25 protein-coding genes are annotated in these 17,965 nt (G+C 59.7%); all 25 read left to right on the top strand.

What is annotated here, in order from left to right; genetic code table 11:
- The first annotated feature begins 101 nt into the window (after positions 1-101).
- The 25 genes from RHM69_RS27710 (at position 102) to ltrA (ending at position 17,956) form a co-directional block, all read left to right on the top strand.
- On the top strand, positions 102-845 hold the full coding sequence (locus tag RHM69_RS27710) for a LexA family transcriptional regulator (RefSeq protein WP_172832690.1): 744 nt from the start codon (positions 102-104) through the stop codon (positions 843-845).
- Between the two features lie 87 nt (positions 846-932).
- Positions 933-1,151, top strand: coding sequence for a hypothetical protein (locus RHM69_RS27715; RefSeq protein WP_200600397.1), 219 nt, complete (start codon positions 933-935; stop codon positions 1,149-1,151).
- Positions 1,152-1,434: 283 nt separating this feature from the next.
- The gene (locus tag RHM69_RS27720; protein ID WP_005785384.1) at positions 1,435-1,773 is read left to right on the top strand and encodes a phage holin family protein; all 339 of its coding nucleotides are present in this window, start codon (positions 1,435-1,437) and stop codon (positions 1,771-1,773) included.
- A 23-nt stretch (positions 1,774-1,796) separates the two neighbouring features.
- Positions 1,797-2,312: a hypothetical protein gene (locus tag RHM69_RS27725; RefSeq protein ID WP_014717158.1), complete on the top strand. Its 516-nt coding sequence runs from the start codon at positions 1,797-1,799 to the stop codon at positions 2,310-2,312.
- Positions 2,313-2,315: 3 nt separating this feature from the next.
- Positions 2,316-2,927, top strand: a complete 612-nt coding sequence (locus RHM69_RS27730) for a phage baseplate assembly protein V (protein WP_038449087.1) — start codon at positions 2,316-2,318, stop codon at positions 2,925-2,927.
- Between the two features lie 9 nt (positions 2,928-2,936).
- Positions 2,937-3,269 carry a phage baseplate protein gene (locus RHM69_RS27735; protein ID WP_014717160.1) on the top strand — a complete coding sequence of 111 codons (333 nt, stop codon included), beginning with the start codon at positions 2,937-2,939 and terminating at the stop codon, positions 3,267-3,269.
- The gene (locus RHM69_RS27740; RefSeq protein ID WP_014717161.1) at positions 3,266-4,261 is read left to right on the top strand and encodes a baseplate J/gp47 family protein; all 996 of its coding nucleotides are present in this window, start codon (positions 3,266-3,268) and stop codon (positions 4,259-4,261) included. The genes RHM69_RS27735 and RHM69_RS27740 overlap by 4 nt, the downstream gene beginning before the upstream one ends.
- Positions 4,258-4,896: a phage tail protein I gene (locus tag RHM69_RS27745; RefSeq protein WP_014717162.1), complete on the top strand. Its 639-nt coding sequence runs from the start codon at positions 4,258-4,260 to the stop codon at positions 4,894-4,896. Before RHM69_RS27740 ends, RHM69_RS27745 begins: the two co-directional genes overlap by 4 nt.
- The gene (locus RHM69_RS27750) at positions 4,893-5,423 is read left to right on the top strand and encodes a phage tail protein (RefSeq protein WP_073453118.1); all 531 of its coding nucleotides are present in this window, start codon (positions 4,893-4,895) and stop codon (positions 5,421-5,423) included. The genes RHM69_RS27745 and RHM69_RS27750 overlap by 4 nt, the downstream gene beginning before the upstream one ends.
- Before the next feature lie 47 nt (positions 5,424-5,470).
- The gene (locus RHM69_RS27755) at positions 5,471-6,253 is read left to right on the top strand and encodes a phage tail protein (protein ID WP_073453120.1); all 783 of its coding nucleotides are present in this window, start codon (positions 5,471-5,473) and stop codon (positions 6,251-6,253) included.
- Positions 6,254-6,264: 11 nt separating this feature from the next.
- On the top strand, positions 6,265-6,567 hold the full coding sequence (locus RHM69_RS27760) for a hypothetical protein (protein ID WP_060767083.1): 303 nt from the start codon (positions 6,265-6,267) through the stop codon (positions 6,565-6,567).
- Positions 6,568-6,655: 88 nt separating this feature from the next.
- Positions 6,656-6,829: a hypothetical protein gene (locus tag RHM69_RS27765; RefSeq protein WP_003189022.1), complete on the top strand. Its 174-nt coding sequence runs from the start codon at positions 6,656-6,658 to the stop codon at positions 6,827-6,829.
- Between the two features lie 2 nt (positions 6,830-6,831).
- Complete coding sequence (locus tag RHM69_RS27770) at positions 6,832-7,998, top strand: tail protein (protein ID WP_014717166.1); 1,167 nt, start codon at positions 6,832-6,834, stop codon at positions 7,996-7,998.
- A complete protein-coding gene (locus RHM69_RS27775) occupies positions 7,998-8,504 on the top strand; it encodes a phage major tail tube protein (RefSeq protein WP_014717167.1) in 507 nt (168 codons plus the stop codon). The genes RHM69_RS27770 and RHM69_RS27775 overlap by 1 nt, the downstream gene beginning before the upstream one ends.
- Positions 8,505-8,684: 180 nt before the next feature.
- Positions 8,685-9,257: a phage tail assembly protein gene (locus tag RHM69_RS27780; protein WP_014717168.1), complete on the top strand. Its 573-nt coding sequence runs from the start codon at positions 8,685-8,687 to the stop codon at positions 9,255-9,257.
- On the top strand, positions 9,254-9,379 hold the full coding sequence (locus RHM69_RS27785; RefSeq protein ID WP_014717169.1) for a hypothetical protein: 126 nt from the start codon (positions 9,254-9,256) through the stop codon (positions 9,377-9,379). Before RHM69_RS27780 ends, RHM69_RS27785 begins: the two co-directional genes overlap by 4 nt.
- Positions 9,380-9,385: 6 nt before the next feature.
- Positions 9,386-11,608, top strand: coding sequence for a phage tail tape measure protein (locus tag RHM69_RS27790; RefSeq protein WP_200600381.1), 2,223 nt, complete (start codon positions 9,386-9,388; stop codon positions 11,606-11,608).
- A complete protein-coding gene (locus RHM69_RS27795; RefSeq protein ID WP_014717171.1) occupies positions 11,608-11,991 on the top strand; it encodes a phage tail protein in 384 nt (127 codons plus the stop codon). Before RHM69_RS27790 ends, RHM69_RS27795 begins: the two co-directional genes overlap by 1 nt.
- A complete protein-coding gene (locus RHM69_RS27800) occupies positions 11,984-12,196 on the top strand; it encodes a tail protein X (protein ID WP_014717172.1) in 213 nt (70 codons plus the stop codon). The genes RHM69_RS27795 and RHM69_RS27800 overlap by 8 nt, the downstream gene beginning before the upstream one ends.
- A 9-nt stretch (positions 12,197-12,205) precedes the next feature.
- Positions 12,206-13,207 (top strand): contractile injection system protein, VgrG/Pvc8 family, encoded by a 1,002-nt coding sequence (locus RHM69_RS27805; RefSeq protein WP_014717173.1) that lies wholly within the window; start codon positions 12,206-12,208, stop codon positions 13,205-13,207.
- 22 nt (positions 13,208-13,229) lie between these two features.
- Positions 13,230-13,787, top strand: coding sequence for a glycoside hydrolase family 19 protein (locus RHM69_RS27810; RefSeq protein ID WP_014717174.1), 558 nt, complete (start codon positions 13,230-13,232; stop codon positions 13,785-13,787).
- A 152-nt stretch (positions 13,788-13,939) separates the two neighbouring features.
- Positions 13,940-14,440: a CinA family protein gene (locus RHM69_RS27815; protein ID WP_014717175.1), complete on the top strand. Its 501-nt coding sequence runs from the start codon at positions 13,940-13,942 to the stop codon at positions 14,438-14,440.
- Positions 14,441-14,523: 83 nt separating this feature from the next.
- Positions 14,524-15,582, top strand: coding sequence for a recombinase RecA (gene recA / locus RHM69_RS27820; protein ID WP_014717176.1), 1,059 nt, complete (start codon positions 14,524-14,526; stop codon positions 15,580-15,582).
- Positions 15,583-15,590: 8 nt separating this feature from the next.
- Positions 15,591-16,058 (top strand): recombination regulator RecX, encoded by a 468-nt coding sequence (gene recX, locus RHM69_RS27825; protein ID WP_014717177.1) that lies wholly within the window; start codon positions 15,591-15,593, stop codon positions 16,056-16,058.
- A 476-nt stretch (positions 16,059-16,534) separates the two neighbouring features.
- Positions 16,535-17,956, top strand: a complete 1,422-nt coding sequence (gene ltrA / locus RHM69_RS27830) for a group II intron reverse transcriptase/maturase (protein WP_011805433.1) — start codon at positions 16,535-16,537, stop codon at positions 17,954-17,956.
- Positions 17,957-17,965: the final 9 nt, after the last annotated feature.

Here is a 17,965-nt window from a genome sequence, read left to right on the forward strand (position 1 = left end):
GGTTGTATATACAGTATTCTGATTCGAATTAAGTGAGGTCCGGATGTTTAATGCATAAATATGCAAATTAGCATTTGCCAACCCCCCAAACTCCCGTCACTATCCGCGCTATGCAAAAACGCAACGTTTCTATCGTCTTAAGAGAGCTGCTGGACCGCGACCGGATCTCCCCCACGGAGCTTCACCGACGCACTGGCGTGCCTCAATCCACACTGTCCCGGATCCTCAGCGGCAAGATCGTTGATCCGTCGGATAAACACATCTCCCGTATCGCCGAGTATTTTCGCGTGAGCACTGATTACCTGCGCGGGCGCGCAGCAGTGGGCGCTTTGCGCGATGACGGGCGCGACCCGATGCATTCGGAACTCAAGGACATAAGCCTGTGGGACGACGACACCCCCGTCAATGATGACGAGGTGTCGATCCCCTTTCTGCGCGAGGTTGAATTGGCTGCTGGATCAGGAAGATTCGTCATCGAGGAAAGCGAAAAGGCCAGCCTGCGGTTCGGCAAGCGCAGCCTGCGGCATAACGGTGTGCAGTTCGACCAGGCCAAGTGCGTGACGGTGCGCGGCAACAGCATGTTGCCGGTGTTGCGCGACGGCGCCACGGTGGGGGTGAATGCCGGCAAGAGCGGCATTGGCGACATCGTCGATGGCGACCTGTATGCCATCAATCACAACGGCCAGTTGCGGGTTAAACAGCTCTACCGCCTGCCTTCCGGTATCCGCCTGCGCAGCTTCAATCGTGATGAACACCCCGATGAGGACTACAGCTTCCAGGATATCCAGGACGAGCAGATTAGCATCCTCGGTCATGTTTTCTGGTGGGGTATGTACGCCCGCTAACTCCCACTCGTAAGAAGAAACCCGCCCATGTGCGGGTTTTTTTTCACCCGCAGAAAACCGGCAAACCCCAAGCCAGTAGGCCTTCTAATGCATATGCGCATTTCCGCAGCAAAAAAAATGCATTTGTGCATTGACTGTATATGCATACATGCATATTCTTCATCTCAAGCCAGCCAACAAGGCCTGGTGGAGGCGGCAAGGATGCTGCCAAGGAAGACAAGGAAGGCACGCAACATCGGCAAGGACGCCATCGAAGCGATGGCAGGGATGCCAGGCAACACCGGCAAGGATGCCGACGCTCTTTAGTTTCACCGCTTCAACAACAGGCAGCGATGAACCGGCCTTAACGGTTCAGAGGGTTGGCAACTGACCCGGGTGTGCAGCGTAAAGCACCAGAAGCAGTTATCCGGCAGACAGGGATCGTGGTCGGAAAAACATCGAGGAAAGGACCGTACCGCGCCAGTAGCGCCGAAAGTCCGAGGACATCATTACTGAAAAGCCCGGGCGACCGGGCTTTTTGGAATGCCTACCTACTCAAGCATTTGTAAATGAAATACGGACTATCTATTGCTCAGCCAGGAGGCGTGACATGACAAATGAACAGCAAGCGTTAGCGGAAATGCCTATCTGGCTGGTGATCGTATTGGCAGTGATCGGCGGCGTATCCGGCGAGATGTGGCGGGCCGACAAGGAGGGCGCCCGCGGTTGGTCACTGATCCGCCGTCTGGCCCTGCGTTCCGGGGCGTGCATGGTTTGCGGGGTTTCCGCCCTGATGCTGTGCTACGCCGCCGGAATGTCGATCTGGACCGCCGGCGCCATTGGTTGCCTGACCGCCATGGCCGGTGCCGACGTGGCCATCGGTCTTTATGAACGGTGGGCAGCCAAGCGCATCGGGATCAACCAAGGCTCCCGCCAGGACCCGCAGTAATTGTTGCAAGGACGCTACTTAAAATGACGCTTATCGAAAAGCCATCCCAACTGCCCCAGGCCATCGGCGCGGTGCTGCACGCGGCCTTCCCCGACATCAAGGTCGGTAGCCACCAGGACTTTAAGGGCGACGCCGAAAAAACCGGTGTGCAGGTCACGGTCGAAGGCAATGGCCCGGGCATTCGCTCTCGCGAAGGGCGCAAGGCTCACGTGCTGAGCATTTCACTGAGGGCCATGGTCGCCCCCGGTGCATTGCCGTTCGATGCCTGCGACCTGGCCAGCCAACTCATGGACCTGGTGTTGGATAACCGTTGGAACCTGCCCCAGACGCAGTGCGATTTGCCGGCGAATATCGTCGCCGCTCCCGCTGCGCGCACTTCCGTGGAAACGGACTACGACACCTGGACGGTTTCCTTCACGCAAACCCTCTATCTGGGGCCGGTGTTACTCGACGATCCCACAGGCCAACCGCTATTTGCCTGCACTTGGGACGTCTCCAACATCGACGACCCAACCCAATACCAGCCACTGGCGGAGTAGCCCATGTTCGACGCGCTGTTACGCATGCAATTGGGACCGATCGTCGAACGCCTGGCTGAGATGGAGTCCCAGCTTGAGGACCTCTACCGCCGCGCCGAGAGCTTCTGCCGGATCGGCATCTGCCAGCACGTCGATGCGGCCAGCAACACCTGCAAGGTCAGCCACGGTGACCTGCTCACCCCGGCGATCCGCTTTTTCAACCCCAGTGCCGGTGCACAAACCGAAACCCGCATCCCCACGGTGGGTGAGCAATGCCTGCTGCTCAACTACGGCGGGGGGGAGGGCGGTGTGCAATCCGTGGCCCTGTTCGGCCTCAACAGTGATCGCTTCCCGCCGGTCTCCAGCGTGGCAACGCTGACCCGGCGGCGCCATCAAGACGGCACCCAAAGCGACTACGACGATGCCAGCCATACCTTCAACTGGGTCAACGGCCCAACCACCGTCAGCGGCTCCCGTGAACAGGTCGACATTAAAGTCGGCGCTGCCAGCCTGACCATGAATGCCCAGAGCATCACCCTGCAAATCGGCGGTACCAGCCTGTTGCTGGATGCCGGCGGCGCGCACTTCAGCGGCCCGGTGGTGGACCATCAAGGACGCGTCATCAGCCCCCGATAAGGACACCCCATGCTCGGAATCGATAGGAACACCGGGGCGGCCGTCGACGACTGGCTGCAATTTGTGCAGCGCGCCACCCGCGCGCTGACCACCCCCATCGGAACGCGGCAAAAACGCCCGCTGTACGGCTCACTGATCCCGCAATTGCTCGGCCAGAACCTGGGCGATGACTTGCTGATCCTCGCCCAAAGCCACGCCGCCCAAGCGTTCTACAACATTCATAACGGCATTGGCGATTTTGACCCTCAGGTCATTGTCGCTACCCGCCAGGGCGCCGGCCTGCTGCTGCGGTTTGCCGGCACCTGGAAAAACCGCCAACAATCCTTCGAGGTCGTGACATGAGTATGCTGATCCCCGGCCAGAACCAACTGGCGGAACCGGCCATCATTAAAGTCGATGAGTTCGAGCCGTTGCTGGCCGAATTCAAAGCGTTTGTCATCGACTACGTCGCCACTCGCGCGCCGCAAAGCGCAGCCAAACTCCAGGTCAGCCTCGACAACGAAAGCGAACTGCTGACCCTGGCCCTGGAAGCTTTTTGCGTGCGCCTGCAAACCCATGAGCGCAAATACAACGCCCGCATCAAGCAGATGCTGGCGTGGTGGGCCACCGGTAGCAACCTGGATGCGCGCCTGGCCGATATGGGCCTGGAACGCCAAGTGCTCGACCCAGGCGACCCGGCGGCTTTCCCGCCGGTGCCGCCCACCTTGGAAAGCGACGACGACGCCCGCCTGCGCTACTACCTGGCACCCCACGCCCCAGCGGCGGGCTCGCGCATGCAGTATCGCCGCGAAGTGTTCACTTTGGGCGAGCGCCCAGCAGTGAAAGTACAAAGCGCGACGCCCGGTGTGGTCACGGTCACCTACACCTTCGACCCCGACGGCTACGCGGCCCAGGTCAAGGACGGCAACGCTCGCCGCACCGCACCGGGGGAAGTCATGGTCACCGTGCTTTCCAGGGAGGGCGACGGCACGCCATCTGTCGACTTGCTTGACGGTGTACGTCGACATTTCGCACGGCCGGATGTACGGCCAGAAACCGATCTTGTCAGCGTCCAAGGCGCGCAGATTCAACCCTATAAAATTCGTGTGGTGGCCAAGATCAACGCCGGCCCGGACTCGGGGCTGACCCAAGTGGCCGCGCAGAAACTGCTGCAAGACTACGCCGAGTCCTGCCACCGTCTGGAAGGTCGGGTGGACCCCAGCTGGATCGACTACGCCATCCACAGTGCCGGGGCCGCGCAACTGCACATCCTCGAACCGCTGGCGCCGATTGTCAGCACGGCGTTCCAGGCCCCGTATTGCACGGGCGTCGAGGTGGAGGTGCGCACACTATGAGTGAACCCAAAGCGAGTTTGCTGCCCGCCAACAGCTCACCGCTGGAAAAGGCGTTGGACCTGGGCTTCGGCACATTGCTTGAGCGTGTCGCCCCGCCGTTTCCGGCGCTGATGAACCCGCTGTATACCCCTAGCGAGTTCCTGCCTTACCTGGCCGCCGACCGTGGCGTCAGCGAATGGGATGCCGAGGCCAGCGAAGCGGAAAAACGCCTGACCGTGGCCTTGTCCTGGCAGATCCAACGCCAGGCCGGCACACCCAAGGCACTGAGCCATGCGGTGGAGTCATTGGGCTTCACGCCGAATATCAGCGCTTGGTATCAGCAGCGCCCCTTGGGCGTGCCTTACACCTTCGACGTGCAGGCGATCATCGGGCGCAGTTGGTCCAGCGGCGACCACAACCGGCTGATCCGTCGCATCAACGCGGCGAAAAGCGAGCGCGATCAGGCGACGATTACCATCGTGCATGAAACCGAAGGCCAGCTCGCGCTCACGCAAGTGCTCGACGCGCCTTTAAGCGACGGCGAGTTCTACCTGAACGGCGCATTGCCGGACCTGGCGCTGGTGGCTCGCCTAAACAGTGCCGGGGTTGCCCAGCACTACACCATTAACGATTACGACCTCAGGGCGCAGCCATGACAGATGAAATCACGCGCCTGGTGCGCTTCACCTCCAAAGGTTTGGATGAAGTGCTGCAGGCAAAGAACCAAGGCCTCAAAGGCGAAATCACCCACATCGGCGCCGGCACCGGCCGCTACAACCCCGACGGCACGGAAGTGGCCTTGCGTGACGAGCGCCAACGGGTGGCCATCGTCGATTACGAAGACCTGGGCGAGCGCCAACTCAGGATGGCCGCGCTGTTTGATGGCGACGGTGAGTATGAGATTGGCGAGTTCGGGTTTTACCTCGCCAGCGGCACCTTGCTGGCGGTGTATTCCGTGGCGGGGAAGTTGCTGACGTATAAAGCGGCGGCGGCGCGGGTGCTGCAGAAGTTTACGCTGGATGTTTCGCCGTTGCCGGCGGATAGCGTGACGATTGTGGTGGGGAGTGAGAACTTGAATCTGTTGTTGGCGGAGGAGATCGCGATTATGGCCGCGGCTTCGGTTGGCAATATGTCCCGCCACGTTGATTTGATGTTTCGGGTTATGCAGCTCGAAGCGAAGTAGTAGCACTGATAAAAGTGCTGGAAAGATTAACTGACAGGGAGTTGATGATGGGACTTGAAACGACTATCACGAAAGTTGTGGATGCATGTAATAAACTTACTGAGACGGTTACCAACCAAATTGGGAAGATTGATGCGCGGGTAGAGGCCGCTTCAAGTCAGTTTACTGCTTGGCGTAATAGTGTGCAGGCTAAAGATATTAATGGTCGTGCGCTTTACAAACAGGACATTGACCTCACTGGCTTGTCTACGGAGGTCTTCTATCCTGTTTGGTGGACCATGCCTGGTAACGAGGCGGGCGAAACAGAAATTACCGTTTCGCGGGTATATTATCGAGACCAGGAGAAAGCTCCCTTTGGTCAAGGGATTTATCACATTGCTGGCTTGAACTTGCAACTTGAGGGTGTCGGATATATATGGAATGGTGATGCTAACTTTCTAGCGATTAAGCGGATATCCCAAACTTACCGTGAAACGGTGAGAGGTGTTTCGTTTGGAATGATTTGTACAGCACGTGCCATTACTGGGCTCAAACCCATGTACTTAGGTTTGGTCGCTGGACAACAAACGAACGCTCCACAGTTTTCCGGGATGTACCTGAGGGGTGGGCTGAGCTATACCATCACTAAATCGTTTGATTATCCTGTTAATTACAGCAAGTTAGATACTGAAGTGATTATGAAAGATGACGTTAACGCCGATTGGGAAGTTCGTTGGGCGGTGAAACCTTATAGCTTGACGCAGGCTGATGCTGTGCTCGGCAAAGCCTTTGAAGAGAAACGCCTGGCCTATTCCCACGATAACGACGCTCGCTATACCGCCAAGGTTTAAGGACTGATCAAATGACTTTGTTTATCGAAAAGTTGGTAACGCCTGCTGGTGACTCGTTGATCAACGTACCTGCTAGCGCGCAGACCCTCAAGGGCCTGGGTTTTAGTGATAAGGCCGCGCAGGAGCTGATCGAGAACGCCGCTGCCGCTGCCGCACTCGCTAGCACTATTGCTGCCCGCCGCTCTGCCTACGTCAGCGAAGCTGACCCGATGTACCTCGAATGGCAATTCGACGGTACGGCTGAAAAGGAAAAAGAATGGCGAGCCAAAGTAGCCGAAATCAAGGCGCGTTTCCCATTACCTGAAGATAAGTAATAAACCACCGCGAAAGCGGTTTTTTTTCGCCTCCCCAAAGCCCCTCCCCGCAGGGGCTTTTGCATTTCCCACCCGGAGATTTCCACCCATGCCCACCCGCCAAACCTACACCGTCCTCATCCCATTCCCCATCGGCAACGGCCATTGGTCCACCGCCGGCGAGGAACTGGAACTGCTCGACGTCGAAGCATCCGCCCTGCGCACCGCTGGCCGTCTGGAACTGACCAGCGTCCTCAACTCCACCCCCAAGAAGGCTGAATAACCATGGCAGAAGTCCTGAACTTCGAGCACAACGGCATCACTGTGAATGCCACTGAATCCCCCGAGGCCATGGGTGGCCTTGGCGATAACGTCATCGGCCTGGTCGGCACTGCGCCGAATGCCCATGCGTCAATCCCGAAAAACGCGCCGTTTCGCATCAACAGCTTCACCGCCCAGGCGCTGCTGGACCCTACCGGCACTGAGTCGGGCACCTTGTTCCAGGCGGTGTACCAGATCCTCAAGGTGGTCAAGGTGCCGGTCTATGTGGTCATCGTCGAAGAAGGCGCCACCCCGGCCGATACGATCAATAATGTGATCGGCGGCAACGACCCGGTCACCGGTCGCAAGCTGGGCCTGGCGGCCCTGAGCAGCGTGCCTGAAGACCTGACCATCATCGGCGCTCCAGGCTTTACCGGCACCAAGGCCGTGGCTGGTGAGTTCGCCTCCTTCGGCAAGCGCATCAAGGCCCGTGTGGTACTGGATGGCAAGGACGCGTCCGTTGCCGACCAAGTGACCTACAGCGGTGAACTGGGCGGGGCCGACCTCGGCTTCGACCGTTGCCTGCTGGTGCACAACATGCCGTCGGTGTACTCCAAAGCCGCGAAGAAGAACGTGTTCCTGTCGCCATCCTCGCTGGCCATCGCCGCATTGGCCAAGGTCAAGCAGTGGGAGAGTCCAGGTAACCAGGTGACCTTCGCCGAGGACGTTTCCCGCGTGGTCGAGTACAACATCCTCGACACCTCCACCGAAGGCGACCTGCTCAACCGCTACGGCGTGAGCTACTACGCCCGCACCATCCTCGGCGGCTTCTCGCTGTTGGGCAACCGCTCCATCACCGGCAAGTTCATCAGCTACGTCGGCCTGGAAGATGCCATCAGCCGCAAGCTGGTCAAGGCCGGCCAGAAAGCCATGGCCAAGAACCTCACCAAGTCCTTCATGGACCAGGAGGTCAAGCGCATCAACGACTGGCTGCAAACCCTGGTGGCCGACGAAACCATCCCCGGCGGCAGCGTGTACCTGCACCCGGAACTGAACAGCGTCGAGAAATACAAGAACGGCACCTGGTTCATCGTCATCGACTACGGCCGCTACGCGCCGAACGAACACATGGTTTATCAACTCAACGCCCGCGATGAAATCATCGAGCAGTTCCTGGAGGACGTTCTCTAATGTTTACCAACCGAGTCAGACAGGCCATTGCGGCCACCCTTCAAGGCCTGCCGTTGTCCGCAACCGTGGAAGAATTCACCCCGCCGAAGATCGAGTTCGACATGGAGGCCATGTCCGGCGGGCGCTTTATCGCCGAGGAAATGGCCAAGAGCGGCAAGGTGCTCAATGCCAAGCTGGTGCTGCAAGGTGCCGGCCCGCAAATCATGCTGGCCCTGGGCGTGCGCATGGGCGACGACATTTTGCTGAACGTGCGTGAAGCCGGCCAGGATCAAGACGGCAAGACCTATTTCACCTACCACACCGTGGGCGGCAAGCTCAAATCCCTGGAGGAGGCGAAGCTGAAAATGGGCGACAAGGCCACCACCACGCTGGAGCTGTCCTGCCGTACCTACAACCGTCTGGAAAATGGCATTTCGGTGATCGATATCGATGTGCGCACCCAGAAGTTCGTGCTCAACGGCGTCGACATCCTTGGCGATGCCCGCCGCGCCGTGCTGATGCCTTAAGGGCCGGCGCAATCTGAAGCGAGCACGGTCAAGGTGGGAGCTGGCTTGCCTGCGATGCAGGCGACTCGGTATCTCTGGAGCATCGAGTGGATGCCATCGCAGGCAAGCCAGCTCCCGCAGGGGCCGTGCTCAGGTTTAGATTTTTTGCACTTTTCAACACCGCTCAACAAGGAATTCCCCATGGCCTGGATGCCACCGTTGCACATCCTGCTGTCCCCGATCACCGCCGACACCGGTGCAATGATCGAGCAGGTTCAACTCAAACCGTTGTTCTATGCCGCGCAAAAAGACGCGCTGGCCCGGGCCGGTGATGACGAGGACGACCAGTTCTTCGAACTGGCGAAACTCGCCACCGGCCTGTCGGAAAAAGAGCTCGACCAACTCAAGCGCCCGGACTACGTGAGCATTGCGCAGTACGTACACGAAATGTCGACACGCCCGGCCTCGTTCTTCCTGAAAGAACAGGACGTGACGACCCACGACCAGCCTGTCCACCTGCTATTACCCCTGGAAGCCGCCGGCCGAAACCTGTCGGAACTGCCCCTGGAAATGCCCGCCCTGCGCGCTACCAAGGTGATGAAAAAACTCGCCACTAACAAAGAGCGCGCCGAGTTCATCACCGCCCATTGCACGGGCCTGATGATTCCCGATCTTGCCGGCCTGACCGTGCCCGACTGGACCGAGCTGCAGGAGCGCATCGACGATTTTTTAAACAAACCGGCGGACTTCTTTCGGAGCGCGACATCGAAGTGATTCTCGATGTAGTGCCGCTGGTTTACTCGGTGAACGAAGCGGAAATCCTCGATTGGGAAGCCGGCAAAGCATTGCGCCGCTACGACATCGCAATCAGTCGTCTTGGCGTCAAACAGGAGTAGAGCGCAATGGCAGATAGTAATCATGGAGCAGGGTCAGCCATTGCCAAGGACGGCGTGATGACTCAGGGCGCCCTTCAGATGACAGGAATGCAGGCCAGTCTCAAACCTATCACCCAAGCGCTGCCGAGCCCGCTTGAGGTGGCCCCGGGGAGTGCGGCGAGTTTGGCCCTGGCATTGGCCGATGCCAGCTTGCAGATCAAGCATCTGGCGGACGGGCAGGTACGGTTGGTCGATACGCTGGAGCTGTTCAACGTCTCGTTGCTCAAGGTGATGGACGCCCGGCAAGCTCAAACTGCCGGGAACGCAGAGGGCACGAAGACCGTCGCGGCTACAGACAAGCGTACACCCTCGCAGGCGCTGGACGCCGCGATGACTGATATTGATCAACTGTTGATGTTTGCCCGGCATGAGCGCAAGGCATTGCGTGAAGCCAACCTTGCCATGGCGTCCGAGCCGGTGGTAGCTGCCAGTGGTGCCAATGCCGTCGACCTCGCGAAGGTCGAGTATGCCGCCGCCCGTTCCGGTATCGGCAGTGATCGTAAGGACGCTTCGGGCAATATCGACCCCGTTGGGCGCCGGGCAGACCTGCAGCAGTTCGCTCGCGACGCTGCGATCATGGCGACGGCGTTCAAGATCGACGTCAAAAATGCCGGCGAAATCATGGGCGGCTGGCGCGAGTCAATGCACCTTGATCGCGCACAAGCCTTGGACCTTGCCGACGCAACAAACGTGCTGGGCACCCAGGTATCGCTCAAGGCCGAATCGGCGGATATCGGCGCTGTTGTGCAACTCCAGGGCGCTGCCGCGAAGGCTGCGGGCATGAGTCCCGAACAGGCTGCAGCGCTTTCGGCGGCGTTGTTGAGCGCAGGTAACAGCAAGGCTGTTGCTGGTGCCGGGCTGGAAAAAATCAGCACCGTCCTGGCTAAAGGCGACAACGCCTCTGCAGGGCAACGCAGTGCCTGGGCAGAGCTCAAGCTTGATCCAAAAGTACTCGCGGCGCGCATGAAACAGGACGCCCCACAGGCCGTGCTTACGGTGCTGGAGGCGCTCAAGTCGCAACCTGCCGAAAGGCAGGCGGTGCTGGCGACGCAGTTGTTCGACGGCAACCAGACGATTCTGAGCCTGGTACCGGTGATCGACAGCGTGAAACAGGCCTTTTCGCTGGTCGCAGAAAAATCCACCTACGCCACTTCGACGCTGGGCGACCAAGGTTCGGTGCTGCGTTCGGCCGCGGTTCGTGCGGACTCTACTTACGCGCGTCGGCAAGCCTACGAGGCCAGTACCACACGCTTGAGCACCGCCTCTGATACAGCGCTTGCCCCCGTTGTAGATGCCTCGCTGACCGCAATGAACGGCCTGGTCAGTGGCGTGGCTTGGCTCGCGGAAGGCCTGCCCAAGGCTGCCGCTGCCGTCGCCCTGGCGGGGGCGGTGCTGATCCCGGTGGTTTCTGGTGTTTTCGGTGCCGTGAAGGACAAGATTTTCGAAAAGGTCGCAGGGAAAGTGCTCGGAGAGGGGCCGGCAGCAGGGAATAAAACCACACCGCCGGACAGCCAGCGCAAAGCCCCGAGCAATGACGAGCACAGCGGTAATCGCCCGCCTGCTTCCGGCCCTGGCATCTCTGGCAAAGCGGCGAAGGTGAGCAAGCTGGCCAAAGGGGTCCCCCTGGGTTTGGTGGTGGCCCAGGCCGGTGTCGAGATGACGCAAGGCGCGATGACCGGAAACCTGGGTCAAGCGGTTGGCACTAGCGTGGGCTCTATCGGCGGCGGTGTTGCCGGCGGTGTCGTCGGTGATGTGGCTGGGATGGCGATAGGCCGAGCGGTCGGCACGCTGGCGGGAGCTGTTATCGGTTCGGTCGTTCCGGGTGCCGGCACAGTGTTGGGCGGTGTGATGGGCGGCGTCGCCGGGGGCGCAATCGGTAAGGTAGTCGGTGGTGCCGTGGGCACTTTCGTAGGCAGTGACGTCGGTGCGTGGCTGGCTGAAAAAGTGATGGGGGCGGGCGATCGCCTGCCATCCCCCACAGAGGTCAGCAAAAACCTCAACGCCCCTCAAGCCGACAACCGCCAAATCAACTTCGCCCCGCAAATCACCATCACCGCGCCTGAGCAAGCCAGCCATCAACAACTGGCGGCGCTCGTGGTGCAACAGATCGAAGCGCAATTTACCCCGCTGTCGATGGACAACCTGCTGGCGACCCGACGCGGCGCAGCACTCACCGATGGAGCTGTGTGATGCGACAACAGATGGTCTTGGGTACTTTTATTTTCGGGCTGTCCCGTGGGTTCGCCTACGACACGCTTGATCGTGGTAGCAGCGGGGGCTGGGTCAGTCTCGACATCATTGCCGGCAAACCTAAATCCAGTCAGGTCGGCCAGGGGCTCGAAACCCTGGCATTGGGCGGCAAGGCTGCCCGTGCCAATGGCATGGCGCGCTTGGATGAGTTGCGCACCCTGCAGGCCCTGCGTGCGCCGTTGCCTTTGGTGGACGGGTTAGGGCGTAACTGGGGGCTATGGACCATCCAGTCGATCAGTGAAAAACAAGCCAGCGTGATCGACGACGGGACGGCCATGGTGATCAATTGGACATTGTTACTGGAGGAGTTCGTCAATGCGTAGGGTTCGAAGTATTGCCGGCGACTCGGTGAACCTGTTGCTCTACCGCGAACTGGGGCGCAGTGACGACGCCGCAGAAGAAGCGTTGTGGCGCTTGAACCCGGAGCTGGCCGAACAGGGCGCGGTACTGCCGGCGGGCGTCAGCGTGCTGGTGCCCGAATTGGACGCGCAACCAGTTGCGAGCCGGCCGGTTTCCGCCTGGGATTAAGGAGCCATCATGGCACTCGGATTTACACCTGTAGTGGAGCTATACGGAGCCAATGCCGCGTTATTCAACGAGCGGCTCTTGGAGTGGGAACATACCGACGCAGCGGGGTTTGTATCTGATCAACTGAAGCTGACCCTCGATATCGAGGGGCTTGAAGGGCTGCCCGATCTGGGCGGCAAAATTGGCCTGCGTATTGGGTACCTGGAATCGGGCCTGGTGGATAAGGGCGTGTTCAAGATCACCCAGCGCACGCCCTCGATGTTCCCATTGCGACTGGTGCTGGTGGCCACGGCGGCACCGTTCGACGAGCACGAATTCAAACAGCGCCGCACCGCCAGCCATGGTCCGATAACCCTGGGTGCGCTGTTTCGCCAACTGACCACCCGATACGGTTTTTCACCGCGTGTGGCGCCTGAACTCGACGGTGAGCCGATCGCGCACATCGATCAGACCAATGAAAGCGACATGGCTTTTCTGACGCGCCTGGCCAAGCGCTTCGATGCGGTGGCCAAGCCTGTCGATGAGCTGTATGTACTGGGGCGCAAAGGCCAGATCAAGACGCTGTCGGGCAAGGCATTGCCGGATGTACGGTTGTCGATCACCCATGATAATCGCCCAGGTGACCGCGCGTTCATCAGCGCCAGTTTCACCGAAACCAGCCGTGCCAAATACAACGGCGCGCAAACGTCATGGTGGGACGCGGCAGCCGGAAAACAGCGTGTCGTCAAGGTGGGCATCGCACCCTTCAAAGTGGTGACACAGCGCTACCAGAGCGAGGACGAAGCACGCTCGGCGGCGCAGGGAGAGATGCGGCGGGTGGGGCGCGAAGGGTTGCAGATTGATGTGGTCTGCCCTGGTAATCCTTCGTTGGCTGCTGAAGGCCTGTTGCTGCTGGATGAGTCGTGGCCGGGGTTCATGCAAGGGCGCTGGTCGATTAAAACGGTGACATCCAGGGGCGAGCGAAAAGGTGGCTATCGGAGTACGGTCCAGGCCAGCGGTTTGTCGGTGTAGATCCTTCCTTAGAGTAAAACCCATGGTAATCACACATGCTCAGCTTCTGGGTGTCATGCCTGGAGCCCGCCTTCGCGCGGGCATTTTTTTAACCTTTCTAAATGCGGCCTTTGCGGGGCATCAGATCAATACGGCCCGTCGCGTCGCCGCCTTCCTCGCCCAAATCGGCCACGAGTCTGCCCAGTTGCAGTACGTGCGCGAATTGGGCAGTGATCAATACTTGAGCAAATATGACACCGGCGTCTTGGGCGCGCGCCTGGGCAACACCCCGGAAGCGGACGGAGATGGACAAAAGTATCGCGGCAGAGGGTTGATCCAGATAACCGGCCGCCGTAATTACCTTGCGTGCAGCCAAGCACTGTTCGGCGATGATCGCCTGCTGCTCCAGCCGCAACTGCTGGAACAACCGCAATGGGCCTGCGAGTCCGCCGCCTGGTTCTGGCAAAGCAACGGCCTTAACGAACTTGCCGACAACGATCAGTTCACCACCATCACCCGTCGGATCAACGGCGGCCTCAATGGCCTGGACGACCGTTTGCAGTTGTGGGCGCGGGCGAAGGCGGTGCTCTGCGTTTCTTAGGTGCGTTTCGCCTGATCGGTGCGCGCCTGCTCATGGCGCATGTGTGGCAGGTGCAGGCCGTCGCGCATTAGCCTCTTGATGCACTCTGTACCTTGCATGGCCGATAGGCTCCTGTAGGGTAGGCGAACCCCCGCCCACTCCTGGAGACGACCGTGAAGGAAATCACTCAACTGGCTGCCGAACTGGGTCGCCGTTTGCAGGTGCTCAGTGCTCACGTGACCACTGCCGAGTCCTGTACCGGCGGTGGCATTGCCGAAGCCATCACGCGAATTCCGGGCAGCTCGGCCTGGTTCGAGGCGGGCTATGTCACCTATTCCAACCGGCAGAAGACCCGACAGTTGAATGTGCCGGAAAAACTGTTCGTCAAGGTCGGGGCTGTCAGCCAGGAAGTGGTGGAGGCGATGGCCCGCGGTGCGCAGGAAAAAAGCCTGGCGCGATTTGCCGTGGCGGTCAGCGGTGTGGCCGGCCCCGATGGCGGTTCGCCGGACAAGCCGGTGGGCACCGTTTGGCTGGCCTTTGCCGTGGGCGACGAGGTGACCGCCGAGCTTGCGCACTTCCCCGGCAACCGCGACGAGGTCCGCCGACAAACGGTAAAAGCCGCGCTGGAGGGCTTGTTGCGACGAGCTGCAGCAGAAATAGACAATCAGGGGTAGGCGATCACCGATCTTTGTGGAACAATACTGTCTACTTATACAGGTGTTGGCCGTCAGGCCTTATTGATTACGTGAGGACTTTAATGGACGACAACAAGAAGAAAGCCTTGGCTGCGGCCCTGGGTCAGATCGAACGTCAATTCGGCAAGGGTGCCGTAATGCGTATGGGCGATCACGACCGTCAGGCGATCCCGGCTATTTCCACTGGCTCTCTGGGTCTGGACATCGCGCTCGGCATTGGTGGCCTGCCAAAAGGCCGTATCGTTGAAATCTACGGTCCTGAATCTTCCGGTAAAACCACCCTGACCCTGTCGGTGATTGCCCAGGCGCAAAAGATGGGCGCTACCTGCGCGTTCGTCGACGCCGAGCACGCCCTGGATCCTGAATACGCCGGCAAGCTGGGCGTCAACGTCGATGACCTGCTGGTTTCCCAGCCGGACACCGGCGAGCAAGCCCTGGAAATCACCGACATGCTGGTGCGCTCCAACGCCATCGACGTGATCGTGGTCGACTCCGTGGCGGCCCTGGTGCCCAAGGCTGAAATCGAAGGCGAAATGGGCGACATGCACGTGGGCCTGCAAGCCCGCCTGATGTCCCAGGCGCTGCGTAAAATTACCGGTAACATCAAGAACGCCAACTGCCTGGTGATCTTCATCAACCAGATCCGTATGAAGATCGGCGTGATGTTCGGCAGCCCGGAAACCACCACCGGTGGTAACGCGCTGAAGTTCTACGCTTCGGTCCGTCTGGATATCCGTCGTACTGGCGCGGTGAAGGAAGGTGACGAGGTTGTCGGTAGCGAAACCCGCGTCAAGGTCGTGAAGAACAAAGTGGCCCCGCCATTCCGTCAGGCTGAGTTCCAGATTCTCTACGGCAAGGGTATCTACCTGAACGGCGAGATGATCGACCTGGGCGTACTGCACGGTTTTGTCGAGAAGTCCGGTGCCTGGTATGCCTACAACGGCAGCAAGATCGGTCAGGGCAAGGCCAACTCGGCCAAGTTCCTGGCAGACAATCCGGATATCGCTGCCACGCTTGAGAAGCAGATCCGCGACAAGCTTCTGACCGCAGCGCCGGACGTGAAAGCGGCTGCCAACCGCGAGCCGGTAGATGAAATGGAAGAAGCCGATACTGACGTCTGAAGCAAACGATGACTGTTGTACTGGATACACTCGTCGCCGTTCGGCGCACTGCGATGGACCTGCTCGCTCGCCGCGAGCATGGTCGAGTCGAGCTGACACGTAAGTTGCGTCAGCGCGGCGCAGAGCCAGAGATGATCGAAACAGCCCTCGACCGGTTAACGGAAGAAGGGCTGTTGTCGGAAGCCCGTTACCTTGAAAGCTTTGTGTCTTACCGCGCACGTTCCGGTTACGGCCCTGCGCGGATTCGCGAGGAGTTAAGCCAACGTGGACTGCAACGTGCCGATATTGACCTTGCGCTACGTGAGTGCGGTATCAATTGGCAGTCGCAGTTGGAAGACACCTGGCGTCGCAAATTTGCGGGGCATCTTCCGATTGATGCCAAAGAACGTGCGAAGCAAGGTCGCTTCTTGAGTTATCGCGGGTTTTCGATGGACATGATCAGCCGCTTGTTGAGCGGCCGGGATATGGACGACTGAACGCCAAAAAACAAAAGGCCCACTATGAAAATAGTGGGCCTTTTTTTTGGTGCGCCAGGCATGGCGCGTTGCGCGCAAGCGCAACCAGCTTGGCTGTGGTGGCCACGCTGGTGACTGGGAGGTGAAAGTCCTCTACACACCCGGCAAGGGGAAGTGTTAGCCAGAGGCAAGGGTGTCGCGGGTGACTGCGAATCTGAAGGAAGCCCGAGGCAAAATGCTGGCCTGACGAACAGGAAGCGGATAGAGGCGGCGCAGCGGGGTAAGAAGGCCAAAATCTTCAAAGCCCAATACTTGCACGGAACGCTGTGACGTAGATCCGACAGGCATAAGCAGGAAGGTCGCGCGAATTACCCTGGGAGATCTGCACGTTTGCCAGTGTGCTACCGAGCGTCGAGAGGCGATGGGATGAGCGTGCAGAAGTCAGCCGAAGCCGTAGTAAGTGGCGAATAACCGCGCCACCAAGGGCCGAACAGGTTATGCCGCCAGTAGGCGTCAGAGTCTCGTTGAATACCGAAATGCAGAAATTTCTCCAAGAGAAGACTGTGACTCCGAGTCCCGGACAGAATCCGAGGATGACGGCTGACAGCGCAAAGGTATCGACGGCATCTGTGACGTGGACGAACGCGGAGCCGGACACGCTGATGGCGCGGGTGCTTGCACCGGCCAACCTCAGACGTGCGTATCAGCGCGTGGTCAGCAACAAGGGCGCGCCGGGTGCCGATGGCATGACGGTCGACGACTTGGCGGACTACGTGAATCAGTATTGGCCGATCCTCCAGAGGAGGTTGCTGGCCGGCGAATACCACCCGCAAGGTGTACGCGCCGTCGACATCCCCAAACCCAAAGGCGGCACCCGACAACTGGGCATTCCCTGCGTCGTGGATCGCCTGATCCAACAGGCACTGCTGCAACAGCTCACGCCGATCTTCGACCCGCTGTTTTCGGATTACAGCTACGGCTTCCGTCCGGGCAGAAGCGCCCACCAAGCCATCGAGACAGCCCGCGCCCATGTGGCGGCAGGGCATCGCTGGTGCGTGGAACTCGATCTTGAGAAATTCTTTGACCGGGTCAACCACGATCTCCTGATGGCGTACGTGGCGCGCCAAATCGTAGATAAACGCGTGCTCAGACTGATCCGGCGGTACCTCCAAGCCGGTGAGATGTCGGGTGGGATCGCCAGCCGACGGCAGGAAGGGACGCCGCAAGGCGGCCCGCTCTCGCCGTTGCTGTCGAACATCCTGCTCAACGAACTCGACCGCGAGCTGGAACGGCGGGGTCATCGCTTCGTGCGTTATGCCGACGATGCGAACATCTATGTGCGCAGCCCTCGTGCTGGCGAACGAGTGATGGCCAGTGTTGAGCGCTTCCTGAATCAGCGCCTGAAACTAACGCTGAATCGGGATAAGAGCCGAGTAGCCGGGTCTTGGATGTGTGATTACTTGGGTTACGGGATGAGCTGGCATCAGCAACCGAGACTGAGAGTGGCGACGATGAGCCTGGGTCGCTTGCGCGACCGGCTCAGAGAGCTGCTACGTAAAGCGCGGGGCCACAAGGTGGCGACTGTCATCGAGCGGATAAACCCCGTGCTGCGCGGATGGGCGGGCTACTTCAAGCTGAGCCAGAGCAGACGGCCACTTGAGGAATTGGACGGCTGGGTGCGTCACAAGCTTCGCTGTATCGTCTGGCGTCAATGGAAGCGGCCCTCTACGAGGGCGCGCAACTTGATACGCTTGGGACTTAATGCGGCGCGGGCGTGGAAATCGGCAGTCAATGGCCGAGGCCCATGGTGGAACTCGGGAGCGCCCCATATGAATCAGGCGTTGCCGAAGAAGCTGTGGGACCGCCTCGGGCTGGTCTCGATACTGGATACGATAAACCGACTTAACCGTATAACCTGAACCGCCGTA

It is taken from the genome of Pseudomonas sp. CCI1.1, from assembly GCF_034348165.1.
Lineage (GTDB): Bacteria > Pseudomonadota > Gammaproteobacteria > Pseudomonadales > Pseudomonadaceae > Aquipseudomonas > Aquipseudomonas paracarnis.

Bases quoted from the DNA above. Each gene is read 5' to 3' on its own strand.
- RHM69_RS27750 (WP_073453118.1), top strand. From the start codon at position 4,893: ATGACAGATGAAATCACGCGCCTGGTGCGCTTCACCTCCAAAGGTTTG.
- ltrA (WP_011805433.1), top strand. From the start codon at position 16,535: ATGCCGCCAGTAGGCGTCAGAGTCTCGTTGAATACCGAAATGCAGAAA.
- RHM69_RS27765 (WP_003189022.1), top strand. From the start codon at position 6,656: ATGCCCACCCGCCAAACCTACACCGTCCTCATCCCATTCCCCATCGGC.
- RHM69_RS27725 (WP_014717158.1), top strand. From the start codon at position 1,797: ATGACGCTTATCGAAAAGCCATCCCAACTGCCCCAGGCCATCGGCGCG.
- RHM69_RS27735 (WP_014717160.1), top strand. From the start codon at position 2,937: ATGCTCGGAATCGATAGGAACACCGGGGCGGCCGTCGACGACTGGCTG.
- RHM69_RS27740 (WP_014717161.1), top strand. From the start codon at position 3,266: ATGAGTATGCTGATCCCCGGCCAGAACCAACTGGCGGAACCGGCCATC.
- RHM69_RS27770 (WP_014717166.1), top strand. From the start codon at position 6,832: ATGGCAGAAGTCCTGAACTTCGAGCACAACGGCATCACTGTGAATGCC.
- RHM69_RS27745 (WP_014717162.1), top strand. From the start codon at position 4,258: ATGAGTGAACCCAAAGCGAGTTTGCTGCCCGCCAACAGCTCACCGCTG.
- RHM69_RS27795 (WP_014717171.1), top strand. From the start codon at position 11,608: ATGCGACAACAGATGGTCTTGGGTACTTTTATTTTCGGGCTGTCCCGT.
- recX (WP_014717177.1), top strand. From the start codon at position 15,591: ATGACTGTTGTACTGGATACACTCGTCGCCGTTCGGCGCACTGCGATG.
- RHM69_RS27755 (WP_073453120.1), top strand. From the start codon at position 5,471: ATGGGACTTGAAACGACTATCACGAAAGTTGTGGATGCATGTAATAAA.
- RHM69_RS27720 (WP_005785384.1), top strand. From the start codon at position 1,435: ATGACAAATGAACAGCAAGCGTTAGCGGAAATGCCTATCTGGCTGGTG.
- recA (WP_014717176.1), top strand. From the start codon at position 14,524: ATGGACGACAACAAGAAGAAAGCCTTGGCTGCGGCCCTGGGTCAGATC.
- RHM69_RS27780 (WP_014717168.1), top strand. From the start codon at position 8,685: ATGGCCTGGATGCCACCGTTGCACATCCTGCTGTCCCCGATCACCGCC.
- RHM69_RS27760 (WP_060767083.1), top strand. From the start codon at position 6,265: ATGACTTTGTTTATCGAAAAGTTGGTAACGCCTGCTGGTGACTCGTTG.
- RHM69_RS27730 (WP_038449087.1), top strand. From the start codon at position 2,316: ATGTTCGACGCGCTGTTACGCATGCAATTGGGACCGATCGTCGAACGC.
- RHM69_RS27805 (WP_014717173.1), top strand. From the start codon at position 12,206: ATGGCACTCGGATTTACACCTGTAGTGGAGCTATACGGAGCCAATGCC.
- RHM69_RS27800 (WP_014717172.1), top strand. From the start codon at position 11,984: ATGCGTAGGGTTCGAAGTATTGCCGGCGACTCGGTGAACCTGTTGCTC.
- RHM69_RS27715 (WP_200600397.1), top strand. From the start codon at position 933: ATGCATATGCGCATTTCCGCAGCAAAAAAAATGCATTTGTGCATTGAC.
- RHM69_RS27790 (WP_200600381.1), top strand. From the start codon at position 9,386: ATGGCAGATAGTAATCATGGAGCAGGGTCAGCCATTGCCAAGGACGGC.
- RHM69_RS27775 (WP_014717167.1), top strand. From the start codon at position 7,998: ATGTTTACCAACCGAGTCAGACAGGCCATTGCGGCCACCCTTCAAGGC.
- RHM69_RS27810 (WP_014717174.1), top strand. From the start codon at position 13,230: ATGGTAATCACACATGCTCAGCTTCTGGGTGTCATGCCTGGAGCCCGC.